The 16468-nt window shown below is 60.4% G+C and carries 15 protein-coding genes; 4 read left to right on the top strand and 11 right to left on the bottom strand.

Annotated elements, in window-relative coordinates; translation table 11 throughout:
• Window positions 1–237 precede the first annotated feature (237 nt).
• Window positions 238–1470 carry an ROK family protein gene (locus ACQZ5N_RS07260; protein WP_448732524.1) on the top strand — a complete coding sequence of 411 codons (1233 nt, stop codon included), beginning with the start codon at window positions 238–240 and terminating at the stop codon, window positions 1468–1470.
• A 19-nt stretch (window positions 1471–1489) separates the two neighbouring features.
• Here the strand turns inward: ACQZ5N_RS07260 and ACQZ5N_RS07255 are convergent, their stop codons facing one another.
• From ACQZ5N_RS07255 to scpA, 3 genes are all read right to left on the bottom strand, one after another.
• Complete coding sequence (locus tag ACQZ5N_RS07255; protein ID WP_448732523.1) at window positions 1490–3034, bottom strand: glycerol-3-phosphate dehydrogenase; 1545 nt, start codon at window positions 3032–3034, stop codon at window positions 1490–1492.
• 172 nt (window positions 3035–3206) lie between these two features.
• Entirely contained in the window at window positions 3207–3623 is a 417-nt protein-coding gene (gene mce, locus ACQZ5N_RS07250; protein WP_269831834.1) for a methylmalonyl-CoA epimerase, read from the bottom strand.
• Between the two features lie 13 nt (window positions 3624–3636).
• Window positions 3637–5775 carry a methylmalonyl-CoA mutase gene (gene scpA, locus ACQZ5N_RS07245; RefSeq protein WP_448732522.1) on the bottom strand — a complete coding sequence of 713 codons (2139 nt, stop codon included), beginning with the start codon at window positions 5773–5775 and terminating at the stop codon, window positions 3637–3639.
• A gap of 141 nt (window positions 5776–5916) precedes the next feature.
• Here scpA and ACQZ5N_RS07240 point away from each other — a divergent pair, with 141 nt between their 5' ends.
• On the top strand, window positions 5917–6363 hold the full coding sequence (locus ACQZ5N_RS07240; protein ID WP_137453764.1) for a GIY-YIG nuclease family protein: 447 nt from the start codon (window positions 5917–5919) through the stop codon (window positions 6361–6363).
• Between the two features lie 5 nt (window positions 6364–6368).
• Here ACQZ5N_RS07240 and ACQZ5N_RS07235 read toward each other — a convergent pair whose 3' ends face one another.
• The 6 genes from ACQZ5N_RS07235 to ACQZ5N_RS07210 form a co-directional block, all read right to left on the bottom strand.
• On the bottom strand, window positions 6369–8372 hold the full coding sequence (locus ACQZ5N_RS07235; RefSeq protein WP_448732521.1) for an acetyl-CoA carboxylase biotin carboxylase subunit: 2004 nt from the start codon (window positions 8370–8372) through the stop codon (window positions 6369–6371).
• A gap of 4 nt (window positions 8373–8376) precedes the next feature.
• The gene (locus ACQZ5N_RS07230) at window positions 8377–8775 is read right to left on the bottom strand and encodes a hypothetical protein (protein ID WP_448732520.1); all 399 of its coding nucleotides are present in this window, start codon (window positions 8773–8775) and stop codon (window positions 8377–8379) included.
• A 35-nt stretch (window positions 8776–8810) separates the two neighbouring features.
• Window positions 8811–9371 carry an RNA 2'-phosphotransferase gene (locus tag ACQZ5N_RS07225; protein WP_448732519.1) on the bottom strand — a complete coding sequence of 187 codons (561 nt, stop codon included), beginning with the start codon at window positions 9369–9371 and terminating at the stop codon, window positions 8811–8813.
• 35 nt (window positions 9372–9406) lie between these two features.
• Window positions 9407–9784: a hypothetical protein gene (locus ACQZ5N_RS07220; protein WP_003520841.1), complete on the bottom strand. Its 378-nt coding sequence runs from the start codon at window positions 9782–9784 to the stop codon at window positions 9407–9409.
• 103 nt (window positions 9785–9887) lie between these two features.
• On the bottom strand, window positions 9888–10784 hold the full coding sequence (gene yghU / locus ACQZ5N_RS07215; protein WP_425646201.1) for a glutathione-dependent disulfide-bond oxidoreductase: 897 nt from the start codon (window positions 10782–10784) through the stop codon (window positions 9888–9890).
• Window positions 10785–10875: 91 nt separating this feature from the next.
• Window positions 10876–12408 (bottom strand): acyl-CoA carboxylase subunit beta, encoded by a 1533-nt coding sequence (locus ACQZ5N_RS07210; RefSeq protein ID WP_448732518.1) that lies wholly within the window; start codon window positions 12406–12408, stop codon window positions 10876–10878.
• A 118-nt stretch (window positions 12409–12526) separates the two neighbouring features.
• Here ACQZ5N_RS07210 and ACQZ5N_RS07205 point away from each other — a divergent pair, with 118 nt between their 5' ends.
• On the top strand, window positions 12527–13945 hold the full coding sequence (locus ACQZ5N_RS07205) for a helix-turn-helix domain-containing protein (protein WP_448732517.1): 1419 nt from the start codon (window positions 12527–12529) through the stop codon (window positions 13943–13945).
• A gap of 6 nt (window positions 13946–13951) precedes the next feature.
• On the opposite strand, the gene ACQZ5N_RS07200 is transcribed toward ACQZ5N_RS07205, so the two are convergent.
• The gene (locus tag ACQZ5N_RS07200; protein WP_448732516.1) at window positions 13952–14608 is read right to left on the bottom strand and encodes a DNA-3-methyladenine glycosylase family protein; all 657 of its coding nucleotides are present in this window, start codon (window positions 14606–14608) and stop codon (window positions 13952–13954) included.
• 38 nt (window positions 14609–14646) lie between these two features.
• On the opposite strand from ACQZ5N_RS07200, the gene gluQRS reads away from it, so the two are divergent.
• Window positions 14647–15546, top strand: coding sequence for a tRNA glutamyl-Q(34) synthetase GluQRS (gluQRS, locus tag ACQZ5N_RS07195; RefSeq protein ID WP_269831840.1), 900 nt, complete (start codon window positions 14647–14649; stop codon window positions 15544–15546).
• Here the strand turns inward: gluQRS and ACQZ5N_RS07190 are convergent.
• A complete protein-coding gene (locus ACQZ5N_RS07190) occupies window positions 15514–16431 on the bottom strand; it encodes a YihY/virulence factor BrkB family protein (protein WP_137453758.1) in 918 nt (305 codons plus the stop codon). The two genes, gluQRS and ACQZ5N_RS07190, sit on opposite strands and share 33 nt — an antisense overlap.
• Between the last annotated feature and the right edge of the window lie 37 nt (window positions 16432–16468).

Genomic DNA, 16468 nt, shown 5'->3' with positions numbered 1-16468 from the left:
CCTCCCGGTAAGGGCGAAGCCTGCACCTCCATGCAGGAAAAACGCCCGGAAAAAGCTGCCGGTCTCTGTGGTTTCACAATTTTCTCGACAGTCGAGAAAATTAATGTCAGAGATTCCCCATGCTGTCAACAACGGCTGCGGGCAGCATCCGGGTGCCTTGATCTTCGCTCTGGCATGCGCCATCAGAGTGGATCAGCACGACAGGAAAAAGGCCGTTCAGGGAGCATGCCCCAGCCCATGTCCGCCATTGCAAGTACGGAACTGGTGCGCCAGAAAAACAGCCTGTCGGTGATGGCGGCGCTGCGCCTGCACGGCAGCCTTTCCCATACCGACATGTCGTCCTTCACCGGGCTTGCCTCCGCAACCGTCTCCGCCATCACCACCGAGCTTGAGCGGGCCGGGCTCATTTTGCGGAAAGAGCAGCTAGCCACCGCCGGCCGTGGCCGGCCACGCATTCTCTTCGGCCCGCGCGGCGCTTTCTGCCATGTCGCCATCGTCATCATCTCTTCCGACAGCGTGCAATATTCGCTGGTCGATTATGCCGGCAAGCTGGTGGACCGCTTCACCGAACAGAGGATTACGGCTGAAAAAGGCACATTCGGCGGCGCGATCCTCGCCGGCCTCGCAAGACTTGCCGATCGCTCGCGCATCGACCGGCACGATATCCTCCAGGTCTCGATCAGCAGCAAGGGGCTGGTGGATGCGGCCACGGCAACGCTCGTCTGGTCGCCGGTTCTCGGTGACGAAAGGATCGATTTCCAGCGGCTCGTTTCCGAGGACGGCCGCATTCGCGTGACGCTGAACAACGAGACGCTGCTGGCCGCAAAAGCCATCTGGATGCGGGAGCAGGCACGGGAAAACCCGGCGCCGGAGGCCCTCGTCACCCTGTCGCTCGGCCACAGCATCGGCCTTGGCATCGCCCGCTCGACGGGCGGCGCAATCGAGGTCAGCGCCCCCAATTTCGGCCATATGCTGCATCTGGCCGACGGCGCACTGTGCCGTTGCGACACCAAAGGCTGCATCGAGGCCTATTCCGGGTTTTACGCCATCCTGCGTTCTGCTTTCGAAGCCCCGCCGCAGGCGGAACCGGCGAAATTCGTGCCGATCGCCGAGGTGGACAAGATCGCCGCTTCGGCCCGCACCGGCGCCCGCATGGCGCGGTTCGCCTTCCGCACCGCCGGCCTTGCGCTCGGCAACGGCCTTTCACGCCTCTTCAGCCTGCATGGCCACATGCCGGTCTTCATCACCGGCCCCGGCACCCGCTATTTCGATCTTCTGGAAAGCGGCCTGCGCGACGGTCTGGCGCAATCGCAGGCGGTGCGTTTCGGCGGCATGCCGAAAATTGCGATAGCGCCCAACGAACCGGAACTGGTGTTCGAAGGGCACATGGAACACGCGCTTTCAGCGGCAGACGACTATATCCTGAGCGCCGACGGCCCGGAGAGACCGGCGAAGAGTTCCGGGAGCTGACGGGGCAACCGGCGCATTTTCAGGCCCGCTCCGCCAAGGCTTCAGCCTTTTGCCTGCCGCCCGTCAGCACAGCCACGAATTCATCGAGACCGGCAGCCTCGTCCTTGCTCAGGCGCAGGCCCTGTTTCGTGCGCCGCCAGAGAATGTCCTCGGCCGCGCAGGCCCATTCGTGCTCAACCAGCCAGCGCACCTCGCATTCATAAAGCGTGCCGCCGAAATGCCGGCCGAGGCCGGAGACATCGGTGACGCTGCCCAACAGTTCCGCCGCCTTGGTACCGTAGTTTCTGACAAGCCGCTCGGCATGGCGTCCGTCAAGGAAGGGATAACGGGAGACGAGCGCCCGCACCTGCGCCTCATATCTCTCAGCGCCGAAATCGCCGCCCGGCAGGTGGGAGCCCGCCGTCCACGGCTTGCCCTTTTCGCCAATCGCCGCACCGATCTTTTCCAGCGCATGTTCCGCCAGCCGCCGATAGGTGGTGAGCTTGCCGCCGAAAATATTGAGGAGTGGCGCCTCACCCTCTGTCTCTTCAACCTTCAGCACATAATCACGCGTCGCTTCCTGCGCTTTCGATGCACCGTCATCGAAGAGGGGCCGCACGCCGGAATAGGTCCAGACGATATCTTCCGGCCGGACCGGTTCGCTGAAATAGTCGCTGGCCGCGTTGCAGAGATAGGAAATCTCCTCCTCAGAGATGCGAACGCTGGCCGGATCGCTCTTGTAATCGCGGTCCGTGGTGCCGATCAGCGTGAAATCGCGCTCATAGGGAATGGCGAAGATGATGCGGTTATCAGGGTTCTGGAAGAAATAGGCGCGCGGATCGGAAAACTTCTTGCGCACGATGATATGGCTGCCCTGCACGAGCCGGACGTTGTGCACGTCGTTGCGGCCGAAGACGCCGGAAAGCACCTTGTCCACCCAGGGACCCGCGGCATTCACCAGCATGCGTGCTTTATGTGTCTCCGCACGTCCAGTTTTTTCATCCAGTGTCTCGATGAGCCACAACCCGCCTTCGCGCCGTGCGGAAACGACCCGCGTGCGGTTCATGATCGTCGCGCCGCGATTAGCCGCATCGCGCGCGTTGAGGACCACGAAACGGGCGTCATCCACCCAGCCGTCGGAATATTCGAAAGCCCTGGCGAAAGCCGGCTTCAGCGGCTTGCCTGCCGGGTCCTTGCGAAGATCGAGCGTGCGGGTCGCCGGCAGAAGCTTGCGGCCGCCGAGATTGTCGTAAAGAAACAGGCCGAGCCGCACCATCCAGGCCGGGCGCACGCCGCCTTTCTGGATGGGCAGGACGAAACGCATGGGCCAGATGACATGCGGGGCCATGGCCCAGAGAATTTCCCGCTCCATCAGTGCTTCGCGCACCAGACGAAACTCGTAGTGTTCAAGGTAACGCAGGCCGCCATGGATGAGCTTGGTGGCGGCGGAAGAGGTGCCGGAAGCGAAATCGCCCTTTTCCGCAAGCGCCACGGAATAGCCCCTGCCCACGGCATCGCGGGCAATACCGCAGCCATTGATGCCGCCACCGATGACAAAAAGATCGAAAATATTCTCGCCAGACATAGAGCCTCCACGACAGCGTCGGGGGATCGCGTCCCCATCGTTGAAAGACAATTGCCATAAAAACGAAAACAAAACGAATGTCAAAAGAAAACAAACGAAACACGTTCCGGCAAAGGCGAACGGCCGCTGCGCGCCGTCCACCGTATGGCCAGCCTCTTACGGGGTCTGTGTTTCAGCCATGTGTCGGGGAAACTTGCTCAAGCTCATAGAGCACGCCACCCATATCCTTCGGATGCAGGAAAAGAACGGGATTGCCATGCGCGCCGATCTTCGGCTCGCCATCACCCAGAATTCGAACGCCCTTTTTGACGAGATCGTCGCGCGCCGCGACAATGTCAGGCACTTCGAAGCAGAGATGGTGCGTGCCGCCGCCCGGATTTCTCTCGAGAAAAGCGGCAATCGGCGAATTTTCGCCGAGCGGATAAAGAAGCTCGATCTTGGTATTTTCAGCCTGAATGAAAACCACCGTCACACCGTGTTCGGGTAGCGATTGCGGTTCCGAGACATCTGCGCCCAGCGCCCTGTATCGGGCAACGGCGGCATTAAGATCGGGCACCGCGATGGCGACGTGATTCAATCTTCCGAACATGGCCGTCTTCCCCTCACGCGTTGCGCCTGACGCCTTCGAGCAGGTCGAGGACCTTGTTTGCAGCATCCATGACATTGGTGCCGGGGCCGAAAATTGCCGAGACACCGTGGTCGAGCAAGAACTGATAATCCTGCCGCGGAATGACGCCGCCCACGACGACGATGATGTCTTCCGCGCCCTTCTGTTTCAGCGCCTCGACCAGCTGCGGCGCCAGCGTCTTGTGACCGGCGGCGAGTGACGACATGCCGACCACATGCACCCTGTTCTGGACGGCGAGATCGGCTGCTTCAACGGGTGTCTGAAACAGGGGTCCGGCCAGCACATCGAAACCGATATCGCCGAAGGCGGAGGCGATGACCTTCGCGCCGCGATCATGCCCGTCCTGCCCGAGTTTGGCGACCATGATGCGCGGCTTGGTGCCGATCCTCTTAGCCACACCGGAAAGCCGGGCGGCGAGCGTGGCGAGTTCCGGCTCGTCCTTATAGGCCTCGCCGTAAATATCGCTCACCACCTCCGGCACGGCGGCATGGTCGCCGAAGGCCGCACGCAGCGCATCGGAAATCTCCCCAACCGTGGCGCGGGCGCGGGCGGCAACAACGGCGGCTTCGAGAATATTGCCCTTGCCGCTGCGGGCGACTTCGGAAAGTGCTGCCAAAGCGGTGGTCACGTCCTTGCCATCGCGGCGGCGGCGCGTTTCTTCGATGCGGCGGATTTGCGCGGCGCGCACGGCGGCGTTGTCGATATCGAGAACATCGATATCCTCTTCATTTTCGAGACGGTAACGGTTGACTCCGACGATGACCTCCTCGCCCTTGTCCACCGCCGCCTGCCGTCGCGTTGCCGCCTCTTCGATCAGCCGTTTCGGCAGGCCTTCCGCCACCGCCTTGGTCATGCCGCCAAGCGCCTCGACCTCCTCGATCAGCGCCCAGGCCTTCTCGGCCAGTTCGTCCGTCAGGCTCTCGACATAATAGGAGCCGGCCAGCGGATCGACCACCTTGGTGACACCGGTTTCATGCTGCAGGATAAGCTGCGTATTACGGGCGATGCGGGCGGAAAACTCCGTCGGCAGGGCAATCGCCTCATCGAAGGAATTGGTGTGCAGCGACTGCGTGCCGCCAAGCACGGCGGACATGGCCTCAAAGGCGGTACGGACGATGTTGTTATAGGGGTCCTGCTCCTGCAGCGAGACGCCCGACGTCTGGCAATGGGTGCGCAGCATCAGCGATGAGGCCTTTTGCGGCTTGAACTCCTCCATGATGCGCGACCAGAGCAGGCGGGCGGCACGCAGCTTGGCAGCCTCCATGAAGAAATTCATGCCGATGGCGAAAAAGAACGACAGGCGCCCGGCGAAATCATCGACATTCAACCCCTTGGCCAGCGCCGCCCGCACATATTCGCGGCCATCCGCCAGCGTGAAGGCCAGCTCCTGCACCAGCGTCGCGCCCGCTTCCTGCATGTGATAGCCGGAAATGGAGATGGAGTTGAATTTCGGCATCTCCTTCGCCGTATATTCGATGATATCGGCAATGATCCGCATCGAGGGTTCCGGCGGATAGATATAGGTATTGCGGACCATGAACTCCTTGAGGATATCGTTCTGGATGGTGCCCGAAAGAGCGGCGCGGGGCACCCCCTGCTCTTCCCCCGCAACGATGAAACTGGCGAGCACGGGAATGACCGCGCCATTCATGGTCATCGACACCGAGACTTTTTCGAGCGGAATGCCATCGAACAGGATTTTCATGTCCTCGACGCTGTCGATCGCCACGCCCGCCTTGCCGACATCACCTTCAACGCGCGGATGATCGCTGTCATAACCGCGGTGGGTGGCGAGATCGAAGGCAACCGAAACGCCCTGCTGGCCGGCGGCGAGCGCCTTGCGGTAAAAGGCGTTCGAGGCTTCGGCCGTGGAAAAACCGGCATATTGGCGGATCGTCCATGGCCGGCCGGCATACATGGTGGCGCGCGGGCCGCGCGTGAATGGCGCAAAACCCGGCAGGCTGTCCAGATGGGAAACCTTTTGCAGATCGTCAGCCGTATAGAGCGGCTTGACCTCGATGCCTTCGGGCGTGTGCCAGACGAGTGTGTCCGGTGAACGCTTCAGCTCTTTCTCGGCAAGCTGCAGCCAATCCCGCACTGACTTCTTTGTCATCTCACGTCCCTCCTCATCTTGCATAATCAATATCTAGAGTAACGAGCCGGAACAAAAAAAGAACCGGACTACATATTGTACAGGCATCAGCCTTGATGTATATCTTGCTTCATAACTCGTTAACTCTTCTTGAGGGTGGCTATGAGCGAAGTTGTGACAGGCATATTCGGTGGACTTTTCGAACTCGGACGGCTTACCCCTGCATTGCCGACGTTTTTTGGGAACGTTTTTCTTGATGACGGGATTGGTACCCAGTACCGCTTTGAAAGCTTTGGAATTCGAGACAAACTCTACGGCGTTAATGTGGTCTATGCTTTCGCAGTAGAACATTTCGGATCCCATTCAATAAAATATATCGGCAAAGCCAATATACTAAGCGAACGAATAAATTCTCACGAGCGACTGGCTGAAGCTATAAGAGCTGGAGCGAATCGACTCCTTATTCACACGCCGACGCCATATGATCGTGTCTCTCACGAAGAAGCTGAGAAGCGTTTGATCCGTCGTTATTCTCCATCAATGAATACGCAGCACACCGCCTCAAACGAATTCAGCCAAATGATTATTGGCTTGGGACTTTTGACGTAACTTCGCTACTCGAATTCGAGGATGACTTCATCCACCGCGAGGCTGTCGCCCGGTTTTGCCGCCACTCTGGCAACGCGGCCGCGTTTTTCCGCGCGTAGAATGTTTTCCATCTTCATGGCTTCCACAGTCGCCAGCGCCTGCCCGGCCTCCACCTCATCGCCCTCCCCCACGGAAATACCGGTGATGACGCCCGGCATGGGGCAGAGCAGCAGTTTCGATGTATCCGGCGGCAGTTTTTCCGGCATCAGCAGCGCCAGTTCCGCCACACGCGGGCTACGCACATGGGCACGAATATCCATGCCGCGCCAGCGCAGGCGGATCGCAGCACCTGCAAGATCGACCTTGGCGGCGATAACCTCACCCGCGACCGTGAACAGGCCAAGGCTCTGGCCGGGAAGCCAGCCGGTATCGACGCTAAGCGCTGCCCCGTCTTCAAAACGGACCGCCGTACCATCCGTGCCGGTTTCAACGCTGACCCTGTGGCGGGATGCGCCAAACGACACCACCCAGTCCTGACCGACAATGCGGCGGTGATTGCCGATGGTGCCGGAAATTTCGACTGCGCGGCTCTGCAGCCGCTGATGGATGATGGCGGCGATGGCGGAAAGCTGGCGCGCCGTGGCCTCATCCGGCTCCACGCCGGAAAATCCTTCCGGAAATTCTTCCGCGATAAAACCCGTCGTCAGCCTACCGGCGCGGAAACGCTCATGCTGCATAACGGCCGACAGGAAAGGCAGATTATGGCCGATGCCCTCCACCTCGAAACGATCCAGCGCCTGCCCCATGGCATCGATGGCGGTTTCACGATCCTTGCCCAGAGCGCACAGCTTGGCGATCATCGGATCGTAATACATCGAAATCTCGCCGCCTTCGAAGACGCCGGTATCGTTGCGGATGACCGTTCCGTTCTCCTGCGCACCTTCCTGCGGCGGGCGATATCGCGTCAGCCTGCCAATGGAGGGAAGGAAGTTGCGATAGGGGTCTTCGGCATAAAGCCGGCTTTCGACCGCCCAGCCGTTCAGCTTCACATCCGCCTGTCCGAAGGAGATTTTTTCCCCGGCAGCGACACGGATCATCTGCTCAACCAGATCGATGCCGGTGACGAGTTCCGTTACCGGATGTTCCACCTGCAGGCGGGTGTTCATTTCCAGAAAGTAGAAATTCCTCTCCCCATCGACGATGAATTCCACCGTGCCGGCCGAGTGGTAACCGACGGCTCTCGCCAGCGCCACGGCCTGCTCGCCCATGGCTTTGCGGGTCGCTTCGTCCAGAAAGGGCGACGGCGCTTCCTCGATAACTTTCTGGTTACGGCGCTGGATCGAGCATTCGCGCTCACCCAGATAAAGTGTGTTGCCGTGCTTGTCGCCCAGCACCTGAATTTCAATGTGGCGCGGCTGGGTGACGAATTTTTCGATGAAAATACGGTCATCGCCAAAGGAGGATTTCGCCTCGTTTTTCGAGGACTGGAAACCCTCGCGCGCCTCGGCATCGTTGAAGGCGATGCGCATGCCCTTGCCGCCGCCGCCGGCCGACGCCTTGATCATGACGGGATAACCGATCTGCGACGCGATCTTCACCGCCTCATCCGCATCCTCGATCAATCCCATATGGCCGGGGACGGTGGAAACGCCCGCTTTTGCGGCCAGTTTCTTGGAGGTGATCTTGTCGCCCATGGCCTTGATGGCGCCAACAGGCGGACCGATGAAGACGACGCCCGCCTTTTCCAGCGCCTCGGCAAAGGCCGCATTTTCCGACAGGAAACCGTAACCGGGATGAACAGCATCCGCCCCGGTCTTCGCGATTGCCTCAAGAATCCTGTCGATGACGATATAGGACTGCGAAGAGGGGGCCGGGCCGATATGAACGGCCTCATCCGCTTGTCTCACATGCAGCGCATTGGCATCCGCATCCGAATAGACCGCGACAGTGGCGATGCCCATCTTCTTCGCGGTCTTGATGACCCGGCAGGCGATCTCGCCGCGATTGGCGATGAGGATTTTCTTGATCATGCGGTTATTCTCCCCTCGCATCGTCATCATCGTCGCGGAATTTCTTTTCATAGGGCATCATCAGGATCGCCGAGGCGGTGGCGGTCGCGCCGAACAGGGATGCAATGGGCATGACGACCAGCAGCACGGGCACGAGCGGATTTGCGGCGCGGCCGATGCGCGCGCCCAAACCGCCAATGTCGAGAAAGATCAGCGCTGCACCGACGCAGACACCGATCAGCACGCCAACTGCCGCATTGAGCGCCATGAACCGCAACATCTGCCGGTGATCGAGGCGGGCGGCTTCCGGCGTCATTCTGGGTTTGAGGTTGCGGTTGCCGGGCTTACGGACACCGCCGCCACGCCGCTGCCTTAGCCAGCGATGCAGCCAATCCATATCGATCTGAAATATGCCGACACCCATTTCGCCTCCCTCCTCCATTCCCAAACGTCAGCCCGTCACCCGTCGCTCTCCGCTGAGGAATCCTCGAACGGGGTCAGATAGGCAAATGGCACGGCGTCCGTCAGCCAAACGCCGTTGTCGGCTTGGTAGAAATTACAGCCATCCGCAAACATCCGGCCGGCATCGACAATCAGGACCACAGGTTTTCCGTGCCGTTGTCCGACGGCAATCGCAGTCTTCCGGTCAGCGGAAAGATGAACCTGCTGCCTTTCCCCCGAACGCAAGCCTTCCCGCAAAATGGAATCGAGAAAGCGGGTCGCCGTACCGTGAAACAATTGCGGCGGCGGCTCGACTGGCGGCTGGCCAAGATCGACCTTAACGGAGTGCCCCTGCGCCGCCCGGATGCGGCGGCCGTCTTCCGACAGCGTGAAGCGCTTCTTGTCGCTTTCTGCGACGACCGAAAAGAGGCCTGCCTCATCGAGCGGCGTGCCGCTCGCATTCGCTTTTGCCAACAGATCTGCGACATCCGCCCAACCCTGAGCATCCAGGGTCAGGCCGATACTTTCAGGCGCATGGCGCAGAACGTAACTCAGAAATTTGCTGGTCGCTGTCGACATCGAATTTCATTCCCCGTTGGCGGATGACAGCACACTCAAATCTCGAAGAAATTCTCGAAGGATTCCGGGAAGTTCTGCCGCGCGACGCGCTCGTCAATCACCAGCATCGCCTGATAGGAAAGCGGATCGAAATTCTTCTCCGCCGGCACGACCTCGCGGCCGAAGAGCAGGTTGAGGCGGGCGGCGTCGAGATTGCCGCGTTCGAAGGGCTCGGCACCGAAATGGTGCCAGAGCGAGTGCAGGAAGGCGGCATCGATGCGATGCTCCTTGGTGTCGTTGCGCGCCCGGCGGGGTATCATCTTGATAGGCGTTACCCCTTTGGGATTGGCGCGGCGGATGGTGAACTGGACACCCGTGCTCGGCATGCCGGAGGGAAATCCCTTGTGTTTGGTCATTTCGGGCAGGTTCGCCATCTTTTGTCCTTCCAGAACATCTCCAGTAAAAGCTGCCTTGCTTTTACGTCCGGAAATGCGCCAATTCAAATAGTTAGAGCGCTTTTGGCGCTCTAATCTTTCCTTATGCCTTGCCGATCTTGTCCTGCGTCTTCGTCTCGAAGTCGGAGGCATCGTGGCGTTCATGCAGTTGTTCGGACGGATCGCCCGAGGTCTTGTTGACGATCACGCCACGCTTGACCGCCGGGCGTTCGCCGATTTCGAGCGTCCAGCGCATGACGTTTTTGTAACCGTCCGCCTCAAGGAAAGCACCGGCATCGCCATAGGCCTGGCCGAGCGCGATCTTGCCGTACCACGGCCAGACAGCCATGTCGGCGATCGTATATTCCGAACCCGCCAGATAGCGGTTCTCAGCCAGATGCCGGTCCAGCACGTCGAGCTGGCGTTTGACTTCCATGGCGTAGCGGTCGATGGCGTATTTGATCTTCACCGGCGCATAGGCATAAAAATGGCCGAAACCGCCGCCGAGGAAAGGGGCGGAGCCCATCTGCCAGAACAGCCAGTTCAGCGCCTGCGTGCGGGCATTGCCCTCTTTCGGCAGGAAGGCGCCGAATTTTTCTGCGAGATAAACGAGGATCGAGCCGCTTTCGAAAACGCGTGTCGGCTCAGGCGTCGAGTGATCCATCAGTGCCGGGATCTTGGAATTCGGATTGACGCCGACAAAACCGGAACCGAACTGGTCGCCTTCGCCGATCTTGATCAGCCACGCATCATAGTCTGCGCCCTTGTGGCCGGCGGCCAGCAATTCTTCCAGCATGATGGTGACCTTCTGGCCATTCGGCGTCGCCAGCGAATATAGCTGCAGCGGATGCTTGCCGACCGGCAGTTCCTTTTCATGGGTGGGACCGGCAATCGGGCGGTTGATATTGGCGAACTGGCCGCCATTGCCCTTGTCCCAGGTCCAGACCTTGGGCACTTCATATCCGGCGGGGAAATTATCTGCGGAGGAATTTTCGGCCATAAAATCTGTCCTTGTGCGTTTCGGGAGGACATCCGGACATCCGGGCGCCTGAACAAACATATAGTAAGGTGGCCGAAGCATTTTTCCAGTCTCAGAGCGGAATAGTGTCGTGTTTCTTCCAGCGGGTTTCCACGCTCTTGTTACGCAGCGACGCGAAGGCGCGGGCGATGCGGCGGCGCGAGGAATGCGGCATGATGACCTCATCGATAAAACCGCGTTCCGCCGCCACAAAGGGATTGGCGAAACGCTCTTCATATTCCTTCGTGCGCGCGGCGATCTTTTCCGGATCGGCAAGCTCGGAACGATAGAGAATTTCCGCAGCACCCTTCGCGCCCATCACGGCGATTTCCGCCGTTGGCCAGGCATAATTCACATCCGCGCCGATATGTTTCGAGGCCATCACGTCGTAAGCGCCGCCATAGGCCTTGCGGGTGATCAGCGTCACCATCGGCACCGTCGCTTCCGAATAGGCGAAGAGAAGTTTGGCGCCGTGCTTGATGACGCCGCCATACTCCTGTGCGGTTCCCGGCAGGAAACCCGGCACATCCACCAGCGTCAGCAGCGGAATGTTGAAGGCATCGCAAAAGCGCACGAAACGCGCCGCCTTGCGCGAACTGTCGATATCGAGGCAGCCGGCCAGCACCATCGGCTGGTTGGCGACAACGCCCACCGTCTGGCCTTCGAGGCGGATGAAGCCGGTGATGATGTTGCGGGCAAAGGCCTCCTGCAACTCGAAAAAATCGCCCTCATCGGCCAGCGCGTGGATCAGTTCCTTCATGTCATAGGGCTTGTTGGAACTATCAGGGATTAGCGTATCGAGACGTGCTTCCAGCCGCGCCGGATCGTCGTGGAACGGGCGCACCGGCGGTTTTTCGCGATTGTTCAGCGGTAGGAAATCGAACAGCAGCCGCACATGTTCCAGCGTCTCGATGTCGTTTTCATAAGCGCCGTCCGCGACGGAGGATTTCTTCGTGTGGGTGGAGGCTCCGCCCAGTTCCTCAGCCGTAACGATCTCGTTGGTCACGGTTTTGACCACATCCGGCCCGGTCACGAACATGTAGGAGGTATCGCGCACCATGAAGATGAAATCGGTCATGGCCGGCGAATAGACGGCACCACCGGCACAAGGCCCCATGATGACGGAGATTTGCGGCACGACGCCGGAGGCGATGACATTGCGCTTGAACACATCGGCATAACCGCCGAGCGAGGCCACGCCTTCCTGAATACGCGCGCCGCCGCTGTCGTTGAGGCCGATCACCGGCGCGCCGTTGCGCACGGCCATATCCATGATCTTGCAGATCTTCTGGGCATGGGTTTCCGAGAGCGAACCGCCAAGCACGGTGAAATCCTGCGAAAACACATAGACCTGTCGGCCATTGATGGTGCCCCAGCCGGTGACGACACCGTCACCCGCCACCTTCTGCTCCGCCATGCCGAAATCCACCGCCCGGTGGGTGACGTACATGTCATACTCTTCGAAGGAACCTTCATCCAGGAGCACGTCGATACGCTCGCGCGCCGTCAGCTTGCCCTTGCCATGCTGCGCCTCGATGCGCTTGACGCCGCCGCCGAGCCGCGCCTCAGCACGCCGCGTTTCCAATTGCTCCAGAATGCCGGGCATGTTTCCTCCATGCGTTGTGCCACGATCAATAGCCCAGAAAACATTCGCCAAGAAGCCTTGATCGTGCGCGTATGCGTGCCATAAATATTTGCAATGTTTAATTTTGCAAAGTTGCAACATGGCGACGGAAAAACTCTTCATCGGCCGCAAGGTTCGCGGCCTTCGCGAAAACGCCCGCGCCACGCAGGCGCAATTTGCCGAACGGCTTGGCATTTCTGCGAGCTACCTGAACCAGATCGAAAACAATCAGCGCCCGGTTTCAGCCAGCGTTCTGGTGACGCTGGTGGAAAAATTCCAGCTCGACATGGCAGAACTGGCGACCGGTGAAAGCGACCGGCTGGTTTCCGCCGTGCGCGAGGCGCTGAAAGACCCGCTGTTCCTGAATTACGAGCCGGGGCTTCAGGAGCTGAAACTGATCGCCCAGAACGCGCCGGGTTTTGCCCATGCCTTGCTGCGCGCCCATCAAGCCTATCGCCAGAACAGCGAGCAGCTGGTGCAGCTGGATGACCGGCTGGGGCGGGGAACCGCGCAGGTGGAAAGAACCCCCTATGAGGAGGTGCGCGACTTCTTCCACTTCGTCGACAATTACGTTGCCGAGATCGATCTTCTGGCCGAGGAGCTGGCGGAAGAACTGGAGATAGAAGGCGGCGAGACCTATGGCATTCTGGCGGCGCATCTGAAGAGCCGTTACGGCATCCATATCACCCGAACCGAGGCGGCGGGCGGTCTGATCCGGCACTTCGATCCTGCCGGCAAGACCCTCGCCCTCAGCTCCTACATGGCCGCGCCGACCCGCTGTTTTCAGCTTGCATTGCAGATCGCCCAGCTTCACGCCGGTGCGACGGTGGGCAGGGTGCTGGCCGGCGCCGGTTTCCGCAATGCGGAAGCCGCGGAAATCTGTCGTATCGGGCTGCACAATTATTTCGCCGCAGCCCTCATCCTGCCCTATGGCCGCTTTCACCGGGCGGCGCAGGAACTGCGCCACGATCTCGAGCTTCTCGCCGTGCGTTTCGGCGCGAGCCTTGAACAAGTAGCCCACCGGCTGAGCACCTTGCAACGGCCGGGCATGAAAGGCGTGCCGATCTTTTTCGCCAAGATCGACCGCGCCGGCAACATCACCAAACGCCACAGCGCCACGCGGCTGCAATTTGCCCGTTTCGGGGCGGCCTGTCCGCTGTGGAATATCCATCAGGCCTTCGAAAGCTCCGACAGGATCGTGCGGCAATTGGCGGAAACGCCTGACGGCGTGCGCTATCTTTCCATCGCCACGCAGATCGAAAAGGCCGGCGCCGGTTTCAACACGGAAAGACCGCGTTATGCCATCGCTCTCGGCTGCGAAATTTCCCATGCGCAGAATTTCGTTTATGCCGATACGCTCGATCTCGGCAATGCGGCCTCCTTCAAACCCATCGGCATTTCCTGTCGGGTCTGCGAGAGGGTTGATTGCGTGCAGCGCGCCGTGCCGCCGCTGAAACGCAAGCTGCATTTCGACCATCTTTCGCGCGGAGCCCTGCCCTACAGTATCGCCGATTTTTAACCCCGCTCAGGGCAGCGGCACCATGGCGCGCCGCATGATATTGGCATAGTAACCCCAGAAAAGCCGCGCGGCCACGGAGCGCCATGGCGACCAGATTGTCGCCCGCTCCGCCAGCCACTTCGCTTCCGGCCTCACCTCCAGGCTAAGCGCATGCGCCACCGCGGATCTCAGCGCCACATCGCCGACCGGAAAAATATCCGGATGCCCGCCGCAGAACATCAGATAGACCTCCGCCGTCCACGGGCCGATACCCCGAAGCGCCACCAGCTCGGAAAGGGCGGCGCGCCCCTCCTTGCGCACCACGCCGTCAAGATCGATCTGCCCTTCCATGACGGTGTGCGCCAGCCCTTCCAGCGTCGTCGCCTTGGCCCGGGAAAGGCCGAAAGTGGCGCGCAATTCCTCCGGTACACCGAGATAATTTTCCGCCGTGACCACGCCGCCGGTGCCGGCAAGAATACGCGCCCATATGGCATTGGCGCTGGCGCGCGACACCATTTGCGAGACGACGATATGGGCAAGGCCGGAAAAGCCGGGCTCATGAATGCGCAGTTCCAGCGGACCGGCTTTTTCGATGACGAGACCGAGAGCCGGATCGAGGCGGGCGAGATGCTCCAGCCCTTCGCTGATGTCATCCATCCCGGTGATGATTTTCATGTCCGTCATTCCATATGCCGCCAGCCGCTGGCGGGGTGCTTTAAAACATGGCAGAAGAAACCATGCCTTCGCCTCTCCGTCAAAAACCGGTTTACCGTTTCGCACCGAGCCCCAATGGCCTGCTGCATCTCGGCCACGCGCTTTCCGCCTTCCTGAACCACGATATGGCGCGAGACAATGGCGGCCGCTTTCTGCTGCGTATCGAGGATATCGACCAGACACGCTGCACCCCGGAGCTGGAACGGGCAATCTATGATGACCTTGGCTGGCTGGGTCTCGACTGGGAGAAACCTGCGCGGCGGCAATCGGAGCATTTCGAAGAGTACCGCGTGGCGCTGGACAGGCTGATCGAGGCAGGACTTGCTTACCCTGCCTTTCTGAGCCGTGGAGAAACCAAGGCAATCGTTCGTACTTTCGAGGCGGAGGGAGGGTTGTGGCCCCGCGATCCCGATGGCGCGCCGCTTTACCCGGCCATCGACCGGGAGAGGCCAAGGGTGGAACGGGATGCGCTGCTCGTCTCCGGCCGGCCGCACGCCTGGCGGCTCGACATGGAAAAGGCGATCCACGCCATCGGCAGCCCCCTGTTCTGGCAGGAGAGCGGCGATGGCGAGACGGGGCAGATCGAGGCCCTGCCCGCGCTTTGGGGCGATGTGGTACTGTCGCGTTCCGACGCGCCGTCGAGTTATCATCTTTCCGTTGTGGTGGATGATGCGCTGCAGGGCATAACCCATGTGGTACGCGGCATGGATCTCTATCACGCCACCGCCATTCACCGGCTGTTGCAACACCTGCTGGACCTGCCGCAACCGGCCTATCACCATCACCGGCTGATCTTGGGCGCGGACGGGCGCAAGCTCTCGAAAAGCGAAGGCAGCACCGGGCTTTCCGCCCTTCGTTCGGAAGGTGCTGCGCCCTCAGATATCCGCCGGCTTGTCGGTCTCCTCTAGAACCTGCTCGCGACGCGCGCTGTTGCCGCCGATATTGCGGCGGATGATCTGGCGGACCTTGTATTTCATCAGCGCCGCATTCACCTCCGCACCGAGCATGAAGATGACACCGACCATATAAAGAAACACCAGCACCACCATCACCGAGGCGAGACCGGCATAGGTGGCGGCATAATTGGCGAAGGTGGAGAGATAATAGGCGAAGATCGCCGCACCGATGACCCAGAAGATCATCGTCAGGAGAATGCCCGGCCAGACATCCCAGATGCGGCGCTTGCCGGCCGGAAGCCACAGATGCGCCGCCACCAGCCCCGCCGTCAGCACGACGATGGTGCCATAAAGACCGAGGCTGGAGATGGTGTTCAGCACATCCGTCAGCCACGGAAACCGCTGCTCGGCAAAAGATGTGGCGACCGGCACGGCGACCAGCACGATGCTGATGCCGGCAAAGACCACGACGGCGATCAGCACATAAAGCAGGCTGAGTAGGCGGGTGACATACCACCAGCGCGTTTCGGTGACACGATAGGCGCGGTTCAATGAAATGCGCAGCGCCTCGACACCATTGGACGCAAAATAAGCGGCCGCCAGCACCGAAATCGTCAGCAGCCCGCCGCGCGGAATGGTCAGCACCTGCTGCACCTGCGCCGCCAGCGGCCCGGCAATCGCTTCCGGCCAGGTGTCGAAAATCAGATGCACCGCCGTTTCGGAAAACTGGTCCGCCCCCAGAAAACCGGCGAGAGCCGTACCGAAGATCAGGAACGGAAACAGGGCCAGCAGGATCGACAGCGCCATATGGCTCGCCATCGCCCAGCCGTCATCCTCGGCAAAATGGGAATAGGCATCGAAGGCAACCTTGCCTGCCAGGCGCACTGCGGCAACCATGTCACCTCCATTCATCGGCATTTCATTTGTAACTTCG

Source organism: Agrobacterium sp. 22-221-1 (assembly GCF_053522445.1).
Note: the sequence above shows the minus strand (reverse complement) of the source record. Positions and strands in the feature narration are given on the sequence as shown.